The sequence below is a fragment of the Acinetobacter sp. SCLZS86 genome (assembly GCF_021560715.1).
In the GTDB taxonomy this organism is placed as follows: Bacteria; Pseudomonadota; Gammaproteobacteria; order Pseudomonadales; family Moraxellaceae; genus Acinetobacter; species Acinetobacter towneri_A.
Genome location: NZ_CP090864.1, coordinates 3,073,029 through 3,095,295, shown reverse-complemented (window position 1 = coordinate 3,095,295; position 22,267 = coordinate 3,073,029). Strand labels below are relative to the sequence as shown.

General features: G+C 40.6%; 23 protein-coding genes. 9 read left to right on the top strand and 14 right to left on the bottom strand.

Annotated elements, in window-relative coordinates:
• Positions 1-65: 65 nt before the first annotated feature.
• Positions 66-332 carry a metal/formaldehyde-sensitive transcriptional repressor gene (locus tag LZP46_RS14850; protein ID WP_178319445.1) on the bottom strand — a complete coding sequence of 89 codons (267 nt, stop codon included), beginning with the start codon at positions 330-332 and terminating at the stop codon, positions 66-68.
• 58 nt (positions 333-390) lie between these two features.
• Between LZP46_RS14850 and dmeF the strand changes: the two genes are divergently transcribed.
• Together dmeF and LZP46_RS14840 are read left to right on the top strand one after the other, a co-directional pair.
• A complete protein-coding gene (dmeF, locus tag LZP46_RS14845) occupies positions 391-1,356 on the top strand; it encodes a CDF family Co(II)/Ni(II) efflux transporter DmeF (protein ID WP_236094282.1) in 966 nt (321 codons plus the stop codon).
• A gap of 171 nt (positions 1,357-1,527) precedes the next feature.
• A complete protein-coding gene (locus tag LZP46_RS14840) occupies positions 1,528-2,175 on the top strand; it encodes a DsbC family protein (RefSeq protein ID WP_372238852.1) in 648 nt (215 codons plus the stop codon).
• A 174-nt stretch (positions 2,176-2,349) separates the two neighbouring features.
• On the opposite strand, the gene LZP46_RS14835 is transcribed toward LZP46_RS14840, so the two are convergent.
• The 4 genes from LZP46_RS14835 to LZP46_RS14820 form a co-directional block, all read right to left on the bottom strand.
• Positions 2,350-2,607, bottom strand: a complete 258-nt coding sequence (locus tag LZP46_RS14835; RefSeq protein ID WP_004969785.1) for a GlsB/YeaQ/YmgE family stress response membrane protein — start codon at positions 2,605-2,607, stop codon at positions 2,350-2,352.
• A 197-nt stretch (positions 2,608-2,804) separates the two neighbouring features.
• A complete protein-coding gene (hpt, locus tag LZP46_RS14830; RefSeq protein ID WP_004969787.1) occupies positions 2,805-3,332 on the bottom strand; it encodes a hypoxanthine phosphoribosyltransferase in 528 nt (175 codons plus the stop codon).
• Positions 3,333-3,549: 217 nt separating this feature from the next.
• Complete coding sequence (guaD, locus tag LZP46_RS14825) at positions 3,550-4,890, bottom strand: guanine deaminase (RefSeq protein ID WP_236094281.1); 1,341 nt, start codon at positions 4,888-4,890, stop codon at positions 3,550-3,552.
• Between the two features lie 159 nt (positions 4,891-5,049).
• Positions 5,050-6,015, bottom strand: coding sequence for a TerC family protein (locus LZP46_RS14820; RefSeq protein WP_236094280.1), 966 nt, complete (start codon positions 6,013-6,015; stop codon positions 5,050-5,052).
• A 400-nt stretch (positions 6,016-6,415) separates the two neighbouring features.
• Between LZP46_RS14820 and LZP46_RS14815 the strand changes: the two genes are divergently transcribed.
• On the top strand, positions 6,416-6,697 hold the full coding sequence (locus LZP46_RS14815; RefSeq protein ID WP_236094279.1) for a GNAT family N-acetyltransferase: 282 nt from the start codon (positions 6,416-6,418) through the stop codon (positions 6,695-6,697).
• 5 nt (positions 6,698-6,702) lie between these two features.
• On the opposite strand, the gene LZP46_RS14810 is transcribed toward LZP46_RS14815, so the two are convergent.
• A complete protein-coding gene (locus LZP46_RS14810) occupies positions 6,703-7,041 on the bottom strand; it encodes a hypothetical protein (protein WP_236094278.1) in 339 nt (112 codons plus the stop codon).
• Positions 7,042-7,250: 209 nt separating this feature from the next.
• Here LZP46_RS14810 and LZP46_RS14805 point away from each other — a divergent pair, with 209 nt between their 5' ends.
• Complete coding sequence (locus LZP46_RS14805) at positions 7,251-7,724, top strand: BLUF domain-containing protein (RefSeq protein WP_104852788.1); 474 nt, start codon at positions 7,251-7,253, stop codon at positions 7,722-7,724.
• A gap of 285 nt (positions 7,725-8,009) precedes the next feature.
• On the opposite strand, the gene LZP46_RS16375 is transcribed toward LZP46_RS14805, so the two are convergent.
• The 3 genes from LZP46_RS16375 to mpl form a co-directional block, all read right to left on the bottom strand.
• Entirely contained in the window at positions 8,010-8,549 is a 540-nt protein-coding gene (locus LZP46_RS16375; RefSeq protein ID WP_329608985.1) for a zinc-binding dehydrogenase, read from the bottom strand.
• Between the two features lie 3 nt (positions 8,550-8,552).
• Positions 8,553-8,924, bottom strand: a complete 372-nt coding sequence (locus tag LZP46_RS16370) for an alcohol dehydrogenase catalytic domain-containing protein (RefSeq protein WP_329608984.1) — start codon at positions 8,922-8,924, stop codon at positions 8,553-8,555.
• A 238-nt stretch (positions 8,925-9,162) separates the two neighbouring features.
• Positions 9,163-10,533 carry a UDP-N-acetylmuramate:L-alanyl-gamma-D-glutamyl-meso-diaminopimelate ligase gene (mpl, locus tag LZP46_RS14795; RefSeq protein ID WP_236094277.1) on the bottom strand — a complete coding sequence of 457 codons (1,371 nt, stop codon included), beginning with the start codon at positions 10,531-10,533 and terminating at the stop codon, positions 9,163-9,165.
• Between the two features lie 240 nt (positions 10,534-10,773).
• Between mpl and LZP46_RS14790 the strand changes: the two genes are divergently transcribed.
• From LZP46_RS14790 to LZP46_RS14775, 4 genes are all read left to right on the top strand, one after another.
• Positions 10,774-11,115 carry a DMT family protein gene (locus LZP46_RS14790; protein ID WP_236094276.1) on the top strand — a complete coding sequence of 114 codons (342 nt, stop codon included), beginning with the start codon at positions 10,774-10,776 and terminating at the stop codon, positions 11,113-11,115.
• Between the two features lie 225 nt (positions 11,116-11,340).
• Entirely contained in the window at positions 11,341-11,853 is a 513-nt protein-coding gene (gene purE, locus LZP46_RS14785; RefSeq protein WP_019836195.1) for a 5-(carboxyamino)imidazole ribonucleotide mutase, read from the top strand.
• 14 nt (positions 11,854-11,867) lie between these two features.
• Positions 11,868-12,989, top strand: coding sequence for a 5-(carboxyamino)imidazole ribonucleotide synthase (locus tag LZP46_RS14780; protein WP_236094275.1), 1,122 nt, complete (start codon positions 11,868-11,870; stop codon positions 12,987-12,989).
• Between the two features lie 678 nt (positions 12,990-13,667).
• The gene (locus tag LZP46_RS14775; protein WP_236094274.1) at positions 13,668-14,954 is read left to right on the top strand and encodes a lytic murein transglycosylase; all 1,287 of its coding nucleotides are present in this window, start codon (positions 13,668-13,670) and stop codon (positions 14,952-14,954) included.
• A 70-nt stretch (positions 14,955-15,024) separates the two neighbouring features.
• On the opposite strand, the gene LZP46_RS14770 is transcribed toward LZP46_RS14775, so the two are convergent.
• From LZP46_RS14770 to LZP46_RS14750, 5 genes are all read right to left on the bottom strand, one after another.
• Complete coding sequence (locus LZP46_RS14770) at positions 15,025-15,402, bottom strand: hypothetical protein (protein ID WP_178319451.1); 378 nt, start codon at positions 15,400-15,402, stop codon at positions 15,025-15,027.
• 140 nt (positions 15,403-15,542) lie between these two features.
• Positions 15,543-16,457: a matrixin family metalloprotease gene (locus tag LZP46_RS14765; protein ID WP_236094273.1), complete on the bottom strand. Its 915-nt coding sequence runs from the start codon at positions 16,455-16,457 to the stop codon at positions 15,543-15,545.
• A 219-nt stretch (positions 16,458-16,676) separates the two neighbouring features.
• A complete protein-coding gene (gene dnaK, locus LZP46_RS14760; protein ID WP_019836805.1) occupies positions 16,677-18,614 on the bottom strand; it encodes a molecular chaperone DnaK in 1,938 nt (645 codons plus the stop codon).
• A 121-nt stretch (positions 18,615-18,735) separates the two neighbouring features.
• Positions 18,736-19,275, bottom strand: coding sequence for a nucleotide exchange factor GrpE (gene grpE / locus LZP46_RS14755; protein WP_034606942.1), 540 nt, complete (start codon positions 19,273-19,275; stop codon positions 18,736-18,738).
• Positions 19,276-19,880: 605 nt separating this feature from the next.
• Positions 19,881-20,384, bottom strand: coding sequence for a hypothetical protein (locus LZP46_RS14750; RefSeq protein ID WP_236094272.1), 504 nt, complete (start codon positions 20,382-20,384; stop codon positions 19,881-19,883).
• A 220-nt stretch (positions 20,385-20,604) separates the two neighbouring features.
• Here LZP46_RS14750 and LZP46_RS14745 point away from each other — a divergent pair, with 220 nt between their 5' ends.
• Complete coding sequence (locus LZP46_RS14745) at positions 20,605-21,678, top strand: alpha/beta hydrolase (RefSeq protein WP_236094271.1); 1,074 nt, start codon at positions 20,605-20,607, stop codon at positions 21,676-21,678.
• The last annotated feature ends 589 nt before the right edge of the window (positions 21,679-22,267 follow it).

The window sequence follows — 22,267 nt, the reverse complement described above, 5'->3', positions numbered from 1 at the left end:
TCAAAAAGTGAGAAATATGACTCAGTGTAAAGACAAGTCTTGAATGTGGTCAAGCCTATTTGTGGTTAAGCATAGCGTTTTAGCAGTTTCATAAACTCTTCCAGTTCATGTTCATCAATCGCGCATTGATCACCAATCACATGATGACGCAAATGCGATTCGATTAACTCATTCATCAAACCATTGACCGCACCTTTAATAGCTGCGACTTGTTGTAAAACTTCAATACAGCCATGATCAGGATTGTGAAGTGCTTGTTCCACTGCCCCAATTTGCCCTTGTAGACGTTTGATGCGATTTAAAATTTTCTTATCTGTATGTAAATGACCCAACACATCACCTCAATTTCTATATACTCTAGGAGAGTATATTTAACAATGATTTCCCATTATGCGTCAGCAACACTCTCATCGTATCCATCCACATCAATTCGATCAAGGCAATCCGCTGGCGCAGAAAAAAATATTATATGCGGCTTTGCTGACGGCTGTCATGATGTTCTTGGAAATCTTGGGTGGTTGGATTTTTCATTCCATGGCTTTGCTAGCGGATGGCTGGCACATGAGCTCACACATGCTGGCGCTAGGCTTGGCTTATTTTGCCTATCGGGCAGCACGTCATTATGCAGCAGATACACGGTTTAGTTTTGGTACATGGAAAATTGAAATTTTAGCTGGCTATAGCAGCGCCATTTTATTGTTGGTGGTGGCTGCATTTATGGCAATTCACTCTATCGAGCGTTTATTTTTTCCTGTCGATATTCAGTATAACCAAGCCATCCCAATTGCAATTTTAGGGTTATTGGTCAATTTGATTTGTGCATGGTTATTACATGAAGATGATCACCATCACCATCACCATCACCATCACCATCACCATCACCATCATGAGCATACGCATGACAGCCATGACCTGAATCAAAAAGCCGCCTTTATGCATGTGGTGGCAGATGCGGTGACTTCAATTTTTGCGATTATTGCTTTAATTGCGGGTAAATATTGGGGCTGGGATTTTCTAGATGCACTGTTAGGTATTGTTGGTTCAATTTTAGTGGCGCGTTGGGCGATAGGTTTGATGCAGGAAACAGGGAAAACATTGCTGGATGCAGAAATGGATCATCCTGTGGTGGATGAAATTCGTGAAGTGATTGCAGAGTTACCAGGCAGTGTGATGATTACAGACTTGCATGTTTGGAAAGTCGGACAGGGTAAATTTTCCTGTATTTTGGCATTGGAAACTGCAGATGATTTAGACGCAGATCGAGTCCGTACTGCTCTCGCTATTCATGAAGAAATTGTACAAATTTCAGTAAAAATTAATCCACCATCAGGCTTGAATGTTCCATGTGAAACTTAAAGCGTTGCATAGCAAAAACGAGTTGTAGCAATTGGGTAATTCTGGCTTAAAAATACTGAATTCTGTACAACTTTCAGCTTAGAATCAGGCTAAATTTACTTTATTTAGATGAAACACATGATTAAACAATTGAGTTTAGCTGCCTTAATGGGATTATGCAGCGCCGTGAGCATGGCCGATGTTGCAACGGTTAGTAAAAATGTCAAACAACAGCATCCGCAACTGAAATTAGACAATATTCAAGCCACAGAAATGAAAGGTATTTACAGTGCCTCTATGGATGGTCAAGTGGTGTATTTGAATGAAGATGCACAACATATTTTGGCGGGTTCAATGATTCGTTTAAAGGATCAGCATAACTTAACCAAAGATTTATTGATCCAACAAAACAGTGTCGATTGGAAAAAGTTACCGTTACAAGATGCAATCAAAAGTGTGCGAGGTACGGGAAAACGTCAGATTGCGATCTTTTCTGACCCAAATTGCCCATATTGTAAACAGCTTGAGGCTGAACTGAAAAAGCTGGACAACATTACAATCTATACCTTTATTTTGCCGTTAAAAGCGCAATCTGTTGCGCCATCTAAACAGGTGTATTGTGAGAAAAACCCTGCTCTTGCTTGGGAAAACCTGATCACAAAAGCACAATTGCCTACAAGTCAAAGCAGTTGTGCCAACCCTGTGGAGCGCAACATTGTTTTAGCGCATCGTTTAGGTGTAAACGGTACGCCTGCGATTATTTTCTCGAATGGCTTTAAAGTTATGGGAGCATATCCTGCGGCACAAATTGAACAGATTTTTAAAGAATTTGGTCTTTAAGAACGGCTAATTTTTTATCTGATATTGGCAACTAAAATTGTGTAGTGTGTATCGGAGCAAACCTGAAATTTGTGATTGCGAAGTAGATATAAAAAAACCGCCTCAATTTTAAGGCGGTTTTTTTATTGAGAGAGAAGATGTTTGACTGAAAAATTACAGTCGTTAATACAGGATTTAAGCACGCGATTTTTTCATGAACGTATTATAAATAAATAGAATAATCAGCGCACCAATGATGGAGGCAATAAAGCCTGCGGCAGAACCATCACCGTACAATCCCATCATACGCCCTGCATAGGTTGCCAATAAAGACCCTGCAATCCCAAGTAAGGTGGTGACAATAAACCCTGCTTTATCATCTCCAGGATGAATCGCGCGGGCGATTAGACCTGCAATAAAACCCACCACAATTGCGACAATTAATGACCACATGAGCAGCTCCTTGTTATCTTTGTTTATGTTTTACATCATGTTTCAGACTTATCTTTGCCGAAAAATCCCAAGGAAAATAGTCGAATAATGCTACAGCATGTAGTGTTTTTGTCCTGTTAGATAGATGAAATGCAAATTTCAGCCATAAAAAAAAGTGATCTGAAACGATCACTTTTTTAAAGCGAGGCGTATTTGTTTTATAAGCCAATTTCGCCAATAAACGGAATATGACGATATTTTTGGTCATAATCCAAGCCATAACCGACAATAAACTTATCTTCAATTTCAAAGCCCATAAATTTAACTTCAAGTTCAATTTCACGGCGTGATGGCTTGCTAATTAAGGTACACAGCTCAATTGAATTTGGCTCACGGGTTTGCAAAATTTCCATCACTTTATTTAGGGTGTTGCCCGAGTCGATAATATCTTCAACTACCAAGACATCTTTACCGCGAATTTCACCATCCAAATCTTTTAAAATTTTCACATCACGCGATGACACCGTGCCCCCGCCGTAGCTGGATACAGTCATAAAATCAAGTTCATGCGGCTTTTGAATGGTGCGGCATAAATCTGCCATGAACAATACAGAACCACGTAATAAGCCAATTAAAACCAACTCTTTGTCGCTATTGGCATAGTGAGCATTAATTTTTTGACCAAGTTCCTGAACTTTTGTTTGGATTTCTTCTGCAGAAATCAAAACCTGCATTTCAACTGTCATGGGTAGATACCTAAAAAGCAAAAATAAAAAAGGTGTTGACCTGCAACACCCCAAAATATGCGCTAATTTTAATATATCTTGCGCGATGTTGCACGTGCTTGCATGGTTAAAATAGCATCATTTTTGTGCTGAGTGAGAATCTGAGCGTAACAACAAAGCACAACCGAGTATCAGCATTGCCCATCCTATAGCTTTCATATACGTGGGTTGTACAGGTTTAGCCACCTGTTGCTGAGTTTTGATTGGGTTGGTAGTAGGCACGTTGTCCATAAATATAGGTCGCATGAATATTACGGTCATCTGCTAAAGTAATGAGGGCAAATAGTGCATCTTTAATATGTTTGGCACGTTGTTGTCGTAAGCGTTGTAAAGCTGTGGCATTTAAATCCATCACCACAAAATCGGCTTCTTTGCCTACTTTAAAATTACCTAGTTTATCGTCTAAGTCCAAAGCTTTGGCAGCGCCTAATGTGGCGTGATACAACGCTTCAAAAGCTGAGAGTTTTGCCCCTTGCAGTTGTTGCACTTTATAGGCTTCATTGAGGATATGCAGTACATTAAAAGTAGTGCCTGCGCCAATATCTGTACCTAAGCCGACCTTCACCTGTCGCTCCCAAGTTTTATGTAGCGGAAATAAACCGCTGCCTAAAAATAAATTGGAGCTTGGGCAAAAGGCAATTGCAGAATCGGTATGATGCAAACATTGCCACTCATGCTCTTCTAAATGCACACAATGCGCAAAAACCGAACGTGAGCCTGTTAAACCATAGTGATGATAAACATCTAAATATCCATTTTGCTCTGGATATAATTGTTTCACCCATGCAATTTCATTGTGATTTTCACTTAAATGGGTATGCACATAAACATCGGGATATTCGGCTTTAAGTTGCCCTGCCCGTGCCAGTTGTTCAGGGCTAGAAGTTGGTGCAAAACGTGGGGTAATCGCGTAGAGGTTACGTCCTTTTCCATGCCATTTTTCAATCAACGCTTTAGAGTCTGTATAGCCTGTGTCTGCGCTATCACACAATGCTTCAGGCGCATGCCGATCCATCAGCACTTTGCCTGCAATTAAGCGCATTTGATGTTGTGCTGCCGCCTCGAATAACGCATCTACAGATTCAGGATGTACCGTACAAAACACCAAGGCTGTGGTGGTGCCATTTTTAAGTAACTCCTGCACAAAAAATTGTGCAATCTGATCTGCATAGGCTTTATCTGCAAATTGCAGTTCAGTCGGAAAAGTATAAGTATTCAACCATTCCAGTAATTGTTCACCATACGCACCTATCATTTCGGTCTGTGGAAAATGAATATGGGTGTCGATAAAGCCAGGCACAATGAGATGGTCAGGATAATGATGGAACTCTGTGTTGGCGTTTAGCTGTGCCTGCCCTTCTTGCCATGAACCCAACCACTGAATTTTGCCTTGTTCACAAATTAACAAGCCATCCTCTATATAACGGACTTGTTCTGAAATTTGATCGGCTTGGCTGGTACAGTTTTTGAAATCAAGAAAGCGACCACGAATTGCGGTGCGTTGTACAGGAGATGGCATAAACAACCTACATTTTTCATTCTTTCAAGAGATTGTACCTTAAATGTAGCTTGCAGCAGTACGATAAAATTTATCGTACGGTAAATTAAAACTTGGTGAAATGAATACAAAAAGCCTTCTCGAAAGAAGGCTTGCAACGATGATGAGGAATATTAAATTTTATAATGTGGTTTCATGGTGTTTACGACTATGTCGAATTGATAACCACGCAGTGATTGTCAGTACAAGTACAATAAAGCCGAGTGAAATCCAGATAGGCATGTGGAACACATCTAACATCAGCATTTTAAAGCCAATAAATAGCAGAATTAAACCCAGTCCATACGGCAAATAATGCATTTTAGTCGCTGCTCCTGAGAGCAAGAAAAACATGGCACGTAAGCCCAAAATAGCCATAAGATTTGCGGTGAGTACAATAAACGGATCGGTAGTCACCGCAAAAATTGCAGGGATAGAATCCACGGCAAAAATAACGTCAGATGCTTCGACCAAAATTAAAACTAAAAATAATGGCGTTGCCCAAAGTACACCATTTTGGCGAACAAAAAACTGATCTTTTTCCAGTGTTGGGGTGATCCGCATGTGTTTGCGTAACCATTTCAACAACGCCATATCTTCAATATTGTTGGCTTCTTGTTCTGGGCCTTTTAAGAATTTAAAGCCTGTATAAACCAAAAATGCGCCAAAAATATACAAAATCCAAGAGAATTCTTGTACGAACCAAGCCCCAATAAAAATAAAAATGGTTCTGAGAATAATTGCGCCCAGTACGCCGTACAGTAAAATTTTACGCTGTAAGCCCGGTGGAATGGCGAATGCGGCGAAGATCATCATCCACACGAATACATTATCGATCGCCAGTGATTTTTCCAGTAAATAACCCGCAAAGTATTCCATGACTTTGGTATTGGCGACTTCTAGCCCAACGCTGTGTTTAAGATACAGCCATAAACCGCCACCAAATAAAGCTGCCACACTGACCCAGGCGATACTCCAATACGCAGCGGTTTTGACTTTGACCGATTCGCCTGCTTTTTGTTTAAAGCCTAAGAGGTCGATAGCGAGCATGACTGCAACAATTGCAAAAAAGACCAGGTATAGCCATAAATTGCCGATAGATTCCATACAATCTCCACATCCGACAATTGGCCATAAAAAAACCTTGACCCGTTGTCAGATGATTTCAAACATCTGTAACAACATGATCAAGGTCTTGCCTACATAGAGCGCACTTGAATCAACAAGTATGTCACTATGCTCAGCGTCCGACTTTTTGCAAAGTGTAATGACGAAACGCTGACACGTTAAAATTATATTTTAACGCTTGGAGGAGGCTACTCCCCTTGTTCAACATAATTTGGGATTAGGACGTTGCCTAAATCTGCGCAAAGCATTACATAATTTTAAAAGTTGTGCAATTTATTTCACGGTAAATCACTTTAATTTGTATTGTACAAATTCAGCACAATACTTCGTCAAGATTGTGGCAAATTAAAAAAATAGATTTAGTTTGATAGGTGGACTTATGCAAATTCAACATCAACAAAGCCCACGTGGTGGCGAGTTTTTTATTGAGCGAGATGGTCGGCATATCGCTGAAATTACTTATCAATATCAAGATGATCACACTATTTTAGCAGATCACACTTTGGTCGATTCGACATTACGTGGTCAAGGGGTTGCCCGTCAACTATTAGATATTTTGGTCGCCTTTGCACGTGAAAAGCAGCTAAAAATTGTGCCTGTTTGCTCTTATGTTAAGACGGCATTTGAAACGGATACACAATATGCCGATGTTGTGGCTTAAAAAAATTATTTTTTAATCGCTATGGTTGAACTGACCTGTTTTTCTACAAACACTTTTTTAAAGTAGATCAAAAGGTAAGGTATTGCATACACTCCAATCAGCATGCTGAATAAGAAGAATTTGAGCATCACCGAATCATTCAGTGCAATACATAAACCACTGATAAGCGCAATACAAAACCAGTGGAAAAAAAATGAGCTCACCCACTGCTTTAAACTTAGCCCTAATACAAAAGATGAAATGAGTATATTTGTTTCTTCATTCAGACCTAAACGGTGAAAGCCAATCAGCATGCAAAAATAAACAATTAATAAAAATGATGTGGTAAGCACGTCTTTGAGCATGACTTTCTCCAAACTAAACCTAAACCGTACTTTCAATGCAATGTATGTTAAAAGATGCTACACATACACCATAGTGGTAAACGTACGGTTGAATTGTCAGTCATAAATTACAATTGATTAAAAAATAATCAAAACCACAAAATAATGAGTGATTATTTGAGTCTATTATCTTAATTTCATGACTACTTTTACATTAACAAGAGTGTGATATGTTAATCAGGTTGTGTTACGCGAGTACCCGAGCGGAGCATCAAAATGATTTACTCCAAGAAATCAGTGATATTTTGGCAACAGCTCGTCAATTTAATGCTGCACAACACATTAATGGGGTACTTTATTATGCTGAGGGTCATTTTTTTCAATGTTTAGAAGGTGAACAACAGCAGCTCGAGCAATTATTTGAGCGTATTCAACAGGACCCGCGCCACCGTGATGTCTTTCGCTTCCCTGACCAAATACTTGAGCATGTCCATTTTTCAGAATGGTCTATGAAATATGTGCATAGACATAGTCAAATTTCGAGTTTATTTAAAAAGCTCGGCTTTGATGTTTTTCTACCACATCGTTTGGATGAAAAGACGGTACAGCAATTTTTAGCTTTACTTTTGGATTTAGAACAAACCATCTTGCCTGAAAAATCTCAACGGGGTTATAAAAATAGAGGTTATTCAAACTTTTTCTGAATTTAGTTTGTAGGGCATTAGGGTCATTTGCCTCTATCTATTGAAAACGGTTTAAATGTTAAAAAGCCAATCTACAGCATGCAGATGGCTTTTTTATCATGCATAAAGTCAAGATTATTTGTCATTAATTATCACTTTCAGGGCTTTTTCATCAGAAGTATGTTTAAACATATCATAGGCTTTTTCAAATTCAGAGAATTTAAAATGGTGCGTTGCCAGTTTTTCTAAAGGCAATTTGCCTGAACAGCAGGTTTTTAGCAGCATGGCTGTCGTATTGGCATTCACCTAACCCGTGGTGATGGTCAGGATTTTAATCCAGAGTTTGTTTAACTCAAAATTTACCGACTTGCCATGTACGCCCACATTGGCAATATGTCCGCCCTCTTTGACGACATTTTGGCAAATATTCCAAGTTGTTTCGGCACCTATAGCTTCCATGGCGCAGTCTACTCCACGACCACCTGTAATCTCTAAAATACGTTGTACAGCATCTTCTTTGGCAGAGTTAATAGTATGGGTTGCCCCCAATTCTTTTGCCATCGCCAAGCGGTTATCATCCATATCAACTGCAATAATTTGTGCAGGAGAATAGAACTGTGCGGTAAGCAGACAACCCATGCCAATTGGACCTGTACCCACAATTGCAATGGTATCACCAGGTTTAACATTGCCGTATTGCACACCAATTTCATGTGAAGTTGGCAATACATCAGACAAGAAAACCGCAACTTCTTCATTTAAACCTTCAGGCAGCAAATATAAAGAAGTGTCTGCAAATGGAGTACGGACATATTCAGCATGAGTACCATCAATCTTATATCCCATGATCTATCCGCCTTCATTTTGGCAGTGTGCATAGAGGTGTTTTAGACAGTTTTCACATGTACTACAACGGCTGACACAAGAAATAATCACCTTGTCGCCTTTTTTGAAATTTTTGACTGCCGAATCGACTTCTTCAACAATCCCGATACCTTCGTGACCTAAAATACGGCCATCAAATAGCCCTGTCTTGGCAACTGCAGTGTCTTGAATTTCTGGGTTTTTACCTTTCCAAATACCTAAGTCAGTACCGCAAATGGTAGTTTTGGTGAGACGAATCACGGCATCTGTTGGTTGTAAAATTTCTGGACGTGGGCGTTCTTCAAAACGAATATCATTGGCGCCGTGGTAGACCATGGCTTTCATTGTTTTTGACATTGTGACCATCCTTCTTAGTAATAATGATGAAAGACATCCAGCAGCCAACCTGTAGCAACCGTCATGCTCGCAGGATGTAATCTTTTTAAAGTAACAGGTCAAGATGACAAGTTCATGAGCAGTATTGTTGTTTTTAATAATTATAATATATAAGTTTATAATTAATATAGAAACCCCCTAATTTTTGCTAAAAACAGGGGATTTTTTTTGAAAGAGTTTTAAATCAGTTTAAGCGACTTTAAGCCGTGTGTTGCAAAGCCTGAATGAGTTTTTGATGTAACCCACCAAAACCACCATTTGACATAATGACCACAGCATCACCCTCACCTGCTTGGCTAACGATGTTTTGAATGATTTCGTCCAACGTATTGGCCACCACTGCATGATTACGAGCAGCTGCAACGACAGGCTGTAAATCCCAGTCTAAACCTTCGGGTTGATACCAAATTACAGCATCGGCCAAACGTGCTGAATCTGCCAAGCCCTCTTTATGACTGCCCATGCGCATGGTGTTGGAACGTGGTTCAATAATCGCCCAAAGCTTACGTTCACCCAAACGCTTACGTGCACCGTCCAGTGTAGTTTCAATTGCGGTTGGATGGTGGGCAAAGTCATCATAGACTTCAATGCCGCGTATGGTGCCTAATAACTCCATACGGCGTTTCACCCCACCAAAATTGGACAGTGCAGTACATGCAGTTTCAATTGCAACCCCAACATGCTCTGCTGCGGCGATGGTTGCTAAGGCATTGGCGACACTGTGCTGTCCGGTCATATTCCAGCGCACTTCACCTTGAAGCACACCATTTTTCAGGACTTTAAAATGTGAGCCATCTGCTGCAAGTTGTTCTGCATACAGTTCCGCTTGTGAATCTGCATTGAGTGAAGTACGTAGTACAGGTGTCCAGCAACCCATTTCTAACACTTCATCAATATGGGTTTCTGTAATTGGGGCAATGATGCGCCCTTCACTTGGGATGGTACGCACCAAATGATGGAATTGTTTTTGAATTGCGGCCAAATCATCAAAAATATCGGCATGGTCAAATTCAAGGTTATTTAAAATGGCGGTTTTAGGGTGGTAATGTACGAACTTAGAGCGTTTATCAAAAAATGCAGAGTCGTATTCATCGGCTTCGACACAGAAATACTTGCCTGCACCCAAACGTGCACTTTCACTAAAGCCTAAAGGAACGCCACCAATTAAAAAGCCTGGTTCCAAGCCTGCCTGATCCAAGACCCACGCCAACATGGTGGTGGTGGTGGTTTTGCCATGCGTACCTGCAACGCCCAGTACGTGCTTGCCTTGCAAGACATGATCGGCCAAAAATTGTGGACCAGAAATATACGGTAAACCTGCATTCAGCATATATTCAACCGCGTCTATTCCACGTTTCATGGCATTGCCCACAATCACCAAATCTGGATGCGGCTGTAAATGGCTGCGGTCATAACCCTGCATTAAGGTAATGCCTGCATTTTCCAGTTGAGTCGACATTGGTGGATAGACGTTTTGGTCTGAACCTGTGACGGTATGTCCTAAATCGCGGGCCAAAAGTGCCAAAGAGCCCATAAATGTGCCACAAATACCCAAAATATGCAGATGCATTCCGCCTTACTCCACTGCTTTTATAGACACATCACGTATTTTTGTGCTGTTGTCGTAATTAACTTGATTTGAAGCAACGATAGCAAGGGTTTTGGCGAAAAGATAGTGATTCTTGTATCTCATTTCAGAGATTTTTCAGTGCTGAATTTGCGCCAATCGATGTAAAAAATTACTGCTCTTACATTATTCATGGCAAATAGCTCGTAAAATAAAGCTGAATTTTTAAGATAGTACGACACAATGTCTTCAGCACTTTTACTTTTGGTGATTGCAAACTGTTTTATGACCTTGGCGTGGTATGGTCATCTCAAGTTTTTACCGCATGATGCGCCGCTGTGGCAGGCAATTTTATTCAGTTGGGTGATCGCCCTGTTTGAATACAGTTTGATGATTCCAGCTACCCGTTTGCTGTCGCAGCATGGCTGGGCAGTTGGTCAAATGAAAATTACCCAAGAAGTTGTGACTTTATTGGTGTTTGTACCGTTTATGATTTTTCTATTTAAGCAACCTTTTAAACTGGATTATTTATGGGCAGCTTTATGTTTATGTGGTTGCGTGTATTTTGTGTTTCGTGCACCTTAAAATGGTGCTTTTGCATGGCTTAAACAGCTCGCGTAGCTGCAATGGTGTGAGCCTGTGGTTAATTATTAGAAAATAACCTGATAAAAATAATCAAAAAAGTCGCTTGAGTCGCCGTGTTCAATTTTAACAAGTCGAAAAATCAGTCTATAATGTGGAGTTCTTATTCAAGCTTGGCTTTCTCGCCTGAATTTCTCTTTCCTTAATTTCGTTTCTGGAATATCTGTAATGAACGCGGCCGCTGCACAAGACGCTCCTCTCGTTGGAATTATCATGGGTTCTCAATCGGATTGGGCAACTCTCGAACACACTGCCAATATGCTGAAGCAGCTTGGTGTCCCATTTGAAGCGGAAGTTGTTTCTGCACACCGTACCCCAGATCGCTTATTTGAATATGCTGAACAAGCGCGTGATCGAGGCATTCAGGTGATTATTGCAGGTGCAGGTGGTGCCGCACACTTACCAGGGATGTGTGCGGCCAAAACTGATTTACCTGTTTTGGGTGTGCCAGTGAAATCTTCAATTTTAAATGGTGTCGATTCATTACTTTCGATTGTACAAATGCCTGCAGGGATTGCCGTAGGTACATTGGCCATAGGTCCTGCGGGAGCAACCAATGCGGCAATTATGGCTGCCCAAATTTTAGGTTTAACCCGTCCCGAGATTGCACAAAATGTTGCCAATTTCCGTGCCGCGCAAACTGAGAAAGTTTCAAGCAACAATATTCCAGGTCAGGCTTAAGCGGGACAATTACTATGGATAAGACCATCGGTATTTTTGGTGGCGGTCAATTGGGTCGCATGATGGCACAAGCGGCTTTACCCTTAAATATTCAATGTACCTTTTTTGAAGCCAGTCCAGATTGCCCAGCGGCAACCTTGGGTCAGGTTTTTGCCAGCAAAAGCGAAAATAGCCTACAAGATTTTATACACAGTGCCGATGTATTCAGCCTTGAGTTTGAAAATACTCCGTTGGCTGATGTTGATGTATTGATTAAGCACAAAGACTTGCATCCACCACGTCAGGCTTTGGCAATTGCCCAAAACCGCTTGCTGGAAAAAGGCTTATTTGATGAATTGGCGATTCCTGTTGCGCCGTATAAAGCGGTCAACTCGCTAGAAAGTTTACAGGCTGCTGTCGCTGAACTCGGTCTGCCAATTGTGCTCAAAACCGCAACAGGCGGCTATGATGGCAAAGGTCAGTTTGTCTTGCGCAGTGCCGATCAGATTGAACAAGCATGGGTGGAACTTGGCCCTGCAGGCAGCTTGATTGCAGAAAGTTTTGTAACTTTTTCACGTGAAGTATCTATTATTGCGGTGCGTGGTCAAAATGGTGAAGTTAAAACTTGGCCCTTGGCAGAAAACCATCATCACAACGGTATTTTATCGCACTCGATTGTACCTGCACCAAACAGCGCAGACTTACAGCCTGTGGCGCAAGACTACATCACTCGCCTACTTAATCACTTGAATTATGTTGGTGTGTTGACGCTAGAGCTATTTGTGACCGACAAGGGCTTGTATGCCAATGAAATGGCACCTCGTGTACATAACTCAGGTCATTGGTCTATTGAAGGTGCAGTGTGTTCGCAGTTTGAAAACCATATACGTGCTGTAGCGGGTTTACCGTTAGGCTCAACTGAAGTGGTACGTCCAACGGTGATGGTCAATATTATTGGTCAGCATCCAAAAACTGAAGATGTGTTGGCATTGAATGGCGCACATTTGCACTTGTACAATAAAACTGAGCGTGAAGGCCGTAAAATTGGGCATATTACTTTAATGCCGAATGATGCTGCTGAATTGACAGATTTATGCCGCCAATTGGCAAAAATTTTGCCAAATCCATTGGCGCTCAGTGCTGATATGAGCTTGTAAATTTAAAAATGATGCCAAAGCGCTCATCGTGATGAGCGCTTTTTTATGCGCTCACGTTTTTTATTCTGTCTATTTTTAAGGTGTTCTACCATTGATCTGTCTTGGATTGACGCTGCAATTTTAGGTTGATTAAGATAGATCAGGTTGAATAAGCGATTATCACCGTAGCAAAGCAATACTTAAAATAAAAATGCGCACAAGTCTGATGGGAAACAGATGATAATTATGAATTCAAAACTTTAAATTCAAATAGCGCGTTTTAAATTTAAAGCGTTGCTTCAACTTTGAATTTAAATATCAGATATGAATTTAAAGATAGATCTGCAGTTTTGAATTTAAATAAAGTAGCGGATCTTTTGATCTTTAAATTTAAAAAGCTACTTTTAAATTCAAAGTAATACATCGTAAATATGCAGTGAATGTCGTGTTTTGTGGATAACTTGGATTGGTTTAGTTTGAATTTAAACTTTTAAATTTAAAAGTCTTATTATGTGTTGTGTTTTTGAATTTAAAAATGTGAGATGTTGTGCTTATGGATAAGTATTTTAAATTTAAAACGAGAAAATGAATTTAAAACTGTGTAAATGAATTTAAAGTTACAGATTTTCATCTGATCTATATGGCTGAAGATGTTATGGTAAAGCCAAGATTTAAATTCAAAACACATCAAAGGGTATTATGCATCGTTTCGCTGTGATTTTTGCGACAGCTGCCATGGCAGCTACTCAGGTTCAAGCAGAACTGATTATCAATGGAAAATCTGTCACCGTAACACCAACGGTCAGTACATCTACAAATTTTCAACCACAAAACCATTTTCAAAGTTGTTTGGCCAATTTACGCAGCCAAGCCATTGCCAAAGGGGTGAGTGGAAGCAGTTATGATCGCTATACTCAAAATCTTAGTCCAGATTATTCAGTCATCGAGCGTTTAAATTACCAACCTGAATTTTCCACGCCAATTTGGGACTACCTTTCAGGCTTGGTGGATGATGAGCGCGTGCAGGCGGGGCAGCAGAAATTGGCACAGCACCGTGATGTGCTTAATCGTGTTGCAGCAGCCTATGGCATACCTGCAGAAACTGTAGTGGCGGTTTGGGGTGTAGAAAGTAACTTTGGTGCGATTTCAGGATCATATCCATTATTACAAGCGCTAGGAACCTTGAGCTGTGAAGGACGCCGTCAAAGTTATTTCCGTGGTGAGTTTTTTACCACCATGCGTTTATTACAACGTGGTGATGTCACTGAATCACAATTAAAAGGCTCATGGGCAGGAGCGTTTGGGCATACCCAATTTATGCCATCGACCTATGATGAATTGGCGGTCGATTTTGATGGTGATGGTCGCCGTGACTTGGTGTCTAGTATTCCAGATGCTTTGGCTTCCACCGCTAACTTTTTAAAACGTCGTGGCTGGCAAACAGGGCAGCCGTGGGGTTTTGAAGTCAAAGTACCCGCAGGCATGTCTTTGAGTGGTGAAGGGCGACGCAATAAAAAATCCCTCAGTAGTTGGGTCAATCGTGGGTTGACCCGCGCAGATGGTTCGGCATTGATTCAGGGCAATTTATCGGATAGTAGTCAGGCAGGCTTGATGGCGCCTGCGGGTGCGAATGGCCCTATATTCTTAGTGTTTAGAAACTTCGATGCCATTTATAGCTATAACGCAGCAGAAAGTTATGCCTTAGCGATTGCGCATTTATCAGATCGTTTAATGGGACAGTCTGCATTTCGTACCGCTTGGCCAACCGATGATGCAGGTACATCCCGCGCAGAACGTCGTGAAATTCAACGCTTTTTGTTAAGTCGTGGTTATGACATTGGTGAAGTGGATGGTTTAATTGGCGACAAAACCCGTCAAGCGATTCGTCAGGAACAGATGCGACTCGGTTTGGCTGCAACAGGTCGGGCAGGGCAGCAAATTTTAAGAGCGTTTCGAAATGAATCGGCCAAACAAATGATGCAATAAGTGGTTGCGATTGCATAAAAAAGGTCTGCGAATATGCAGACCTTTTTAATTTCTGTCTTAAAACAGGTGTTTAAGGTTCAATTTTCACTGCTTCAAGTAAATCAAAAATCACAGTTGTGACATCTTGGCTTAATTCTTTGTTATTAAAAATTTCATAAGCTGAAATGGTGATATCAGTATCACTTGGCAGCAAACGCTGTTCTTCTTCAATCAGGTGTTCAATTGGTAATAAGGTCTGTCTAACCTCAAGATGCAAAATATCTTTGTATTCAATATTTTCATCTTCAAGTTCAATTACTTGCTCATTCAAATACGGCAATAAAATAGAGTGGAGACAAGGTTGAAGCTCAACAATATCAAAAATTTCGATATCACGGCTTTGTTCAATCGTGCTGATGTGGTCATTTACTTCAATCAGGATATGGTAGTAACTCACATGAATCTCCACAGATCGTTCAGGGTTATACAGAGCCTTCACAATAACATGAAATGAGTAAATTTGCTGCCTTTGCGCGTGTAAGGGATATGCAACTATCGTACAGGGTGAGGGCAGTATTGTGTTTTAGTCACTTCAGTTTGTCAAATTGCTTAATGCCGTGCATGGAGTAAATCGAGATCCGCAGGGCGCAGTTGGAAATTCTGTAACTGCTGATCTTTTAGCATTGGATACATTAAGGCATAAGGGTCATTATGGTGTGCTAAACCCAAAGCATGCCCGAATTCATGCGCCAAAGTTAAGCGTAAATCATCTTTAGATTGAAACTCGTAAATCCGAATGGCCTGACCATCAAAGTTGCCTTTATCAAATAAACGTGGTTGAAAACGTGCATTAAATTGCTGGATGGATACATCAATGTCTTGATTAAGTTGATTGAGGGCATCGACTTGTTGATTGAGCTGGTTAATTTGCTGATTAAATTGCGCTATTTCGTGTTCTAAACTCCACATGTGTTGCTGGATTTCTTGTTTTTTGGCTGCAAAAACTTCCTGTTGCGAAGGATGTAGCCCACCACTTTGGTTAATTTGCTGTACTTGACGATTGTATTGTTCAAGTTGTTGTTCAAATAGCATTTTTTTGGCATCAAGCTGTTGATTTTTATCTTTAATTTCTTGTTTTAGTGCTTGAACATTTTGGTTTTGATTGTTCCAGTATTGTTGGCGTTGTTGAATGACTGTAAGTTGCTGTTGTCGTTGGTTTGATTCATCTTGACGATGATCATAAATCAAGTGAATGGCGAGCTTGGCATTTGGATCATATACAAAATAATCTTGTTCCGTCCCTTGTTTCCAAATATGGGTGGCTTCCTGACTCAGTTGTAGTAAATCGGCATGGCTTAAGCCAAAACGCGGATCGACTTCAGCAATACGATAACGTAAGCGAGTATCTAAAGGATGTTTTAAATGATCTAGTGCAGTATTGTGTCGTGTATTAGGATGTTGAATATTTTGATAAATCAGCAAGATAGAAAACAGTATGATTGCACCCAATAGAAACAAACGCATTGCCAAGCAACTTCCTTTTTTGACTTACTGTAGCCGAAAGTAGGGCAGAAACTCAATCGATTTGCGGTTGGCGCATCATTTTATCTATTGTACTCGGTTGAGCGTCCAATTGTCTGTGCTCTTTCATTTAAATCTTGAAGTCAGTGTATGGATATCGAAAAGAAAAACCGCGCTGCAATTGCTTGCAGCGCGGTTTCTGATGTGCGTTAAAGCGACAAATTATTTTTTGTCATCTTTGACTTCTGTGAATTCAGCATCTACAACGCCATCATCGGCTTTTTGTTGACCTGCGTCACCGCCAAAGGCATTCGGATCAAAACCTTGTGCACCGCCTTGACCTTGTGCAGCTTCATACGCACGTTGCGTAATTGGCATGATGATGTTTTGCAATGCTTCAGTTTTCGCTTTGATTGCATCTACATCATTTTCTTTGGTTGTCGCTTCAAGCTCAGTGACTGCAGTTTCAATCGCAGTTTTCTCATCAGCAGTCACTTGTTCACCAAGATCTTTGACTGCTTTTTGAGCAGAAGAAACTAAAGCATCCGCTTCGTTACGTGCTTTTGCAAGTTCTTCAAACTTACGATCTTCTTCAGCATTCGCTTCAGCATCTTTAATCATCGCTTCAATTTCGGCATCGCTCAAACCAGAGTTTGCTTTAATTTGAATTGATTGTTCTTTGCCTGTGCTCTTGTCTTTAGCAGACACTTTCAAGATACCGTCAGCGTTAATGTCGAACGAAACTTCAATTTGTGGCACACCGCGTGGCGCAGGTGGAATGTCACCTAATTGGAAGTTACCCAACAATTTGTTTTGTTGAGCCATTTTACGCTCACCTTGGTAAACTGAAATGTCTACCGCAGGCTGGTTGTCTGCCGCTGTTGAGAACACTTGAGATTTCTTCGCAGGAATCGTCGTGTTTTTCTCAATGATTGGCGTCAACACACCGCCCATGGTTTCAATACCAAGAGTTAATGGCGTTACGTCTAAAAGTAATACGTCAGTTTTGTCACCAGACAATACCGCACCCTGAATTGCTGCACCAATCGCAACAGCTTCATCTGGGTTTACGTCTTTACGTGGCTCTTTACCAAAGAATTCTTGTACTTTTTGTTGTACAAGTGGCATACGTGATTGACCACCCACCAAAATTACGTCAGAGATGTCAGAAGTTGAAAGTCCTGCATCTTGTAGCGCAATTTTACATGGCTCAATGGTACGAGCGACTAAATCAGCAACCAAACCTTCAAGTTTGGCACGAGTCACGTTCATTACCAAGTGCTTCGGACCTGTTGCATCTGCAGTGATGTACGGTAAGTTAATTTCAGTCGCGTTAGAAGAAGAAAGCTCGATTTTTGCTTTCTCAGCTGCTTCTTTTAGACGTTGTAGTGCCAATGGATCTTGTTTTAAGTTGAAGTTTTGCTCTTTTTTGAACTCTTCAACCAAGTATTCGATCAAGGCATTGTCAAAGTCTTCACCACCAAGGAAGGTATCACCGTTGGTGGATAGCACTTCAATTTGTTGGTCGCCATCAAGGTCTGCAATTTCAATGATCGATACGTCAAAAGTACCACCACCCAAGTCATATACAGCAACTTTACGGTCGCCTTCTTTCTTGTCCATACCAAATGCAAGTGCAGCAGCAGTTGGCTCGTTGATGATACGTTTAACTTCTAAGCCTGCAATTTTACCCGCATCTTTGGTTGCTTGACGCTGCGCATCGTTAAAGTACGCAGGTACAGTAATAACAGCTTCAGTAACTGTTTCGCCCAAATAATCTTCGGCAGTCTTTTTCATCTTTTTCAAAATTTCAGCAGAAATTTGCTGTGGCGCAAGTTTCTTGTCATTCACTTCAACCCAAGCATCACCATTGTCTGCTTTGATGATTTTGTAAGGTACAAGACCAATGTCTTTTTGTACCGCTTGGTCTTCATAACGACGACCAATCAAACGCTTAATTGCGAATAATGTGTTTTTCGGGTTAGTTACAGCCTGACGTTTTGCAGATTGACCTACAAGAATTTCGCCATCTTTGTAAGCAATAATAGATGGAGTTGTACGTGCACCTTCTGCGTTTTCAATTACTTTAACTTTGTCGCCTTCAAGTACCGCTACACATGAGTTAGTTGTACCTAAGTCAATTCCAATAATTTTAGCCATTTGGATGTTTCCTCAAAAATTCTTTTTCAATGTTTTCACTTGTTATTCGATATGAGAGCCAATCAAAATTTTTCAAGTTGTTTGGATGAAAATTTTTTATCAACTCTCGATTTTATAAGGCTTAAGCGCCAACCATCACCATTGCAGGGCGTAGTAAGCGACCATGTAAGGTGTAGCCTTTTTGTAATACGTTGCCAATTTCATTGGCTTTTGCATTTGGATCAATCCCCACAGCTTGATGCAGGTCTGCATTGAAACCATTGGCTGTATCAATCACCACTACACCAAACTTTTCTAAAGTGGTCAGTAGGGATTTTAGGGTCAGCTCCACACCTTCAGACAAAGCCGTTTTTTCATCACCATTGGCGGCAATAGCACGCTCAAGGTTGTCTACAGAATCCAACAATTCTTTAGCAAACTTTTCTAAAGCAAACTTTTTAGCGGTATCTGCTTCACGTTCTAAACGCTCTTTGGTTTTTTCTGCTTCGTAAACTGCATTGGCAGTACGTGCTTTTTCCAATTTTAGGTTTTCTTCAAGTTCGCTCAGTTGTTCTTGTAAAGACTCAACGGAAACTTCTGCTTGCTCAGTATCTTGCGCTGTTTGTTGTTCCGTTTGCGCTTGCTCAAGGTCTTGAGTTTGCTCGTTCTGCTCAGTTGCCATTGATTTACTCCGTTTAAATGGGTTTTTAAACATGTACAGTCCTTTGGCGTCAGTGCTAATGCAAACTGCGTTATTGCTGAACTGCCATGGTTTGAGAAGTTCGTAATTAGCTAAGAAATCGGGGCAGGGCAGGCAAAATTCAAGCGTGCCAGTAGATTAATTTTCATTGCCATGAAATTTGGTCAAAACAATACATTTTGAATCAAGATGTCGGCGGATGAATGAAGCAAATTAAACTTTGAAACTTATAATATTTTTTTGTTTAAAAAAGTATGGTAATAGGGAGCTGATTATTCAGCTAAACCAGTGCTTTTATTACGGAGATAGCTAAAAACACTGTTTTATCAACAGGATTCGACTGGGTGTTTGTTCACTATATTGTGCATGCGTATGATTAGAGTTTTTAAGTTTTGGTTGATTAATCGCTAAAACAACTTAATCGAGAGTAATTATATATTTTACACAAAACCTAACACTGCTTATTCTTTGTGCATAGATGCTTTATCGCTGTAGATTCTAGTGTATTGTTAAATGTGTTTTCGGGGCTTATCTAACTTCTGGATAAGCCCTTTTTTTACCTCATTTGTTTAGCTTTACTGCAAGACTCAATCACGATCACGTCTTTGTTCACGGTCTCTGCGGTTTTCCTGCCAGCGCTTTTGTTGAGCATCGCGTTGTTTTTGCCAGCGTTTACGTGCTTCCTCACGCTTTTTTTGTTCAGCTTCAAGTTGATGCTTACGCTTTTGCTCTAGTTGTTTGCGCTGCTGTTCCGATAAGCGTTTACGCTGCTGTTCCGCTAAGCGTTTACGTTGTTCCGCTAAGCGTTTTCGCTCTTGTTCATAGCGTTGTTGCTGTAATTGCTGTTGTCGTTTTTGTTCCCATTCACGACGCTCTATTTCACGCTTACGACGTTCTAATTCCACCCGATTTTTACCTTGTTGATATTCCCAACGCTGACGATCATTGTCATAACGTCGATCATCATAATCATGGCGACGTTCATAACGAGGATCATAACGGCCATCGTAGTAACCTTCGTCAGGCACGACCACGCAACCTACGGCTAAAATGGCAGTTGCGCACGAAAGTAAGATTAATTTTTTAGTCATGCTCTGCCTCCTGAGCTAATTAGGTGAATTTGTCTGAAACATCAAACATAGACAGCAAGAGTGTCAATGACAATGTCATAAAAGCAGGGTAGCGTATAGCTAATGTGTATGTGTATAACGATTGAAGCACTTGTATAACAAAATGGTCACTGTGCTGTTGATCATGAAGAAATTATGAAGCGTTTAGGTAAATTATGCAGATATATAAAAAGGAATAGGCATGCAAATTTTGAATACTTCTCTCAAAAATAAATTGCACAAAGGACAAGGTGCTGCTGCACGTGCATTAAATAAGTTACCAAGTCGAGTACATCATACTTTGGCTCAAGCCTTGGGTTATCCGTATCATTACCCAGACCTTGATCCATTTATTAAATGCATGATGGCAGCACAATTAAAACAAGGGAAAATAGGTTTTATTGGTGCTGACCCTGTGCAGTCTAGACAGGCATTTGATCGACAAATGCAATCTATTCTGAGCACTCCAACTGCGGTCAAACGAGTTGAAGAAATCCGTTTAAACTTGGCCAGTGGCAATATCGCAGCACGGTATTATCATCCTGCACCCCATAAAAAACTACCCTTAATCGTGTTTTATCATGGTGGTGGGTTTGTAGTGGGTGGTTTAGACAGCCATGACGAATTTTGTCGCTTAATGGCGGTACATGCCCATGCACAAGTGTTGAGTGTTGAATATCCACTCGCGCCTGAAGCCAGCCCACAGCAGATTATTCAAGTCTGTGAAGATGCTTTGGCATGGGCATATCAACATCGTCGCGAAATGAAAATTTTAAAAAATCGCATAGCGGTGGCAGGCGATAGCGCAGGTGGCAATATTGCTGCGGTAGTTGCACAGCGTAGTGCTCAATCAGCTTATGCACCTAACGCCCAATTTTTAATTTATCCAGCCTTGGATTTTAAGAGCCGCCATCCTTCATTCTTTGCTTATAAAGATGGTTTAGTATTGACGGGACAAGATATTGATTTTGTCACCCAGCACTATGCCACACAGCATCAGGTCGCTTTGGATGATCCAATCATTTCGCCAACTTTTGGCAAATTGAAAAAACTGGCACCTGCTTTTGTGGTCACAGCAGGACATGATGTTTTGCATGATGAAGCAGAAATTTATGCGCATAAATTGCGTCAAAATGCTGTCACGGTTAAATATTTAGAATATTTAGATCAAACACATGGTTTTATTAGTATGACCTTTGTTTCGCGTCGTGCCAAAAAAATCAGCATTGAATTGTGTAAAAATTTTAGAAAATTTTGGGATCGACCACGTAGTTAAAACTTGGGTTGGTTTTGTTAATCTGTTTCACGTGGAACAATTAAACGAGAGTAGAGATTTCGGCTTCAGGAAAAGTTAGTTCGAACTCGGGCACCTAAAAACCGTTGATGAAGCGTGCCTGATTAAAATCAGGAAACAAATTTGGATTCGATTGCCAAGATGTGTATTTGAGTGGAATTAATCTGCCGCGAAAAGAAGGATTAAATTGATAAGATTTCCCTTGCCATATTTGCTAAATTTTTAAAAGTGCAGCAGGGATGTAACGACTATCAATATCAAAGCCGTGTAACTTATTACATTTTTTAAGTTGAATGGCGAGTTGTAAATCTACGTGTTGTATTTTGCAACTCATCTGTCGATTTTGAATATCCCAATCAAAGCTTACCAGTTGTTTAGGAATGTCCTAAAGTTGTTGTCCGTGTTGCACAGAAGACTCGGTTGAAACGAAAATTTTAGGAATAGTAGATAAACGACGCTGCGTAAATAAAGGATGATTCTAAAATCAGCAGCTCACCATAAGCACCAATAGGGCGAGCGTGATAACGCACCCACATGACTTAAACAAAACGTCCTAAAAAAGAAGGTGTCA

What these genes read in the sequence shown, in the direction of transcription:
- dmeF (WP_236094282.1), top strand. Translation starts at nt 391, where the DNA reads ATGCGTCAGCAACACTCTCATCGTATCCATCCACATCAATTCGATCAA.
- LZP46_RS14840 (WP_372238852.1), top strand. Translation starts at nt 1,528, where the DNA reads ATGGCCGATGTTGCAACGGTTAGTAAAAATGTCAAACAACAGCATCCG.
- LZP46_RS14835 (WP_004969785.1), bottom strand. Translation starts at nt 2,607, where the DNA reads ATGTGGTCATTAATTGTCGCAATTGTGGTGGGTTTTATTGCAGGTCTA.
- hpt (WP_004969787.1), bottom strand. Translation starts at nt 3,332, where the DNA reads ATGACAGTTGAAATGCAGGTTTTGATTTCTGCAGAAGAAATCCAAACA.
- guaD (WP_236094281.1), bottom strand. Translation starts at nt 4,890, where the DNA reads ATGCCATCTCCTGTACAACGCACCGCAATTCGTGGTCGCTTTCTTGAT.
- LZP46_RS14820 (WP_236094280.1), bottom strand. Translation starts at nt 6,015, where the DNA reads ATGGAATCTATCGGCAATTTATGGCTATACCTGGTCTTTTTTGCAATT.
- LZP46_RS14815 (WP_236094279.1), top strand. Translation starts at nt 6,416, where the DNA reads ATGCAAATTCAACATCAACAAAGCCCACGTGGTGGCGAGTTTTTTATT.
- LZP46_RS14810 (WP_236094278.1), bottom strand. Translation starts at nt 7,041, where the DNA reads ATGCTCAAAGACGTGCTTACCACATCATTTTTATTAATTGTTTATTTT.
- LZP46_RS14805 (WP_104852788.1), top strand. Translation starts at nt 7,251, where the DNA reads ATGTTAATCAGGTTGTGTTACGCGAGTACCCGAGCGGAGCATCAAAAT.
- LZP46_RS16375 (WP_329608985.1), bottom strand. Translation starts at nt 8,549, where the DNA reads ATGGGATATAAGATTGATGGTACTCATGCTGAATATGTCCGTACTCCA.
- LZP46_RS16370 (WP_329608984.1), bottom strand. Translation starts at nt 8,924, where the DNA reads ATGTCAAAAACAATGAAAGCCATGGTCTACCACGGCGCCAATGATATT.
- mpl (WP_236094277.1), bottom strand. Translation starts at nt 10,533, where the DNA reads ATGCATCTGCATATTTTGGGTATTTGTGGCACATTTATGGGCTCTTTG.
- LZP46_RS14790 (WP_236094276.1), top strand. Translation starts at nt 10,774, where the DNA reads ATGTCTTCAGCACTTTTACTTTTGGTGATTGCAAACTGTTTTATGACC.
- purE (WP_019836195.1), top strand. Translation starts at nt 11,341, where the DNA reads ATGAACGCGGCCGCTGCACAAGACGCTCCTCTCGTTGGAATTATCATG.
- LZP46_RS14780 (WP_236094275.1), top strand. Translation starts at nt 11,868, where the DNA reads ATGGATAAGACCATCGGTATTTTTGGTGGCGGTCAATTGGGTCGCATG.
- LZP46_RS14775 (WP_236094274.1), top strand. Translation starts at nt 13,668, where the DNA reads ATGCATCGTTTCGCTGTGATTTTTGCGACAGCTGCCATGGCAGCTACT.
- LZP46_RS14765 (WP_236094273.1), bottom strand. Translation starts at nt 16,457, where the DNA reads ATGCGTTTGTTTCTATTGGGTGCAATCATACTGTTTTCTATCTTGCTG.
- dnaK (WP_019836805.1), bottom strand. Translation starts at nt 18,614, where the DNA reads ATGGCTAAAATTATTGGAATTGACTTAGGTACAACTAACTCATGTGTA.
- grpE (WP_034606942.1), bottom strand. Translation starts at nt 19,275, where the DNA reads ATGGCAACTGAGCAGAACGAGCAAACTCAAGACCTTGAGCAAGCGCAA.
- LZP46_RS14750 (WP_236094272.1), bottom strand. Translation starts at nt 20,384, where the DNA reads ATGACTAAAAAATTAATCTTACTTTCGTGCGCAACTGCCATTTTAGCC.
- LZP46_RS14745 (WP_236094271.1), top strand. Translation starts at nt 20,605, where the DNA reads ATGCAAATTTTGAATACTTCTCTCAAAAATAAATTGCACAAAGGACAA.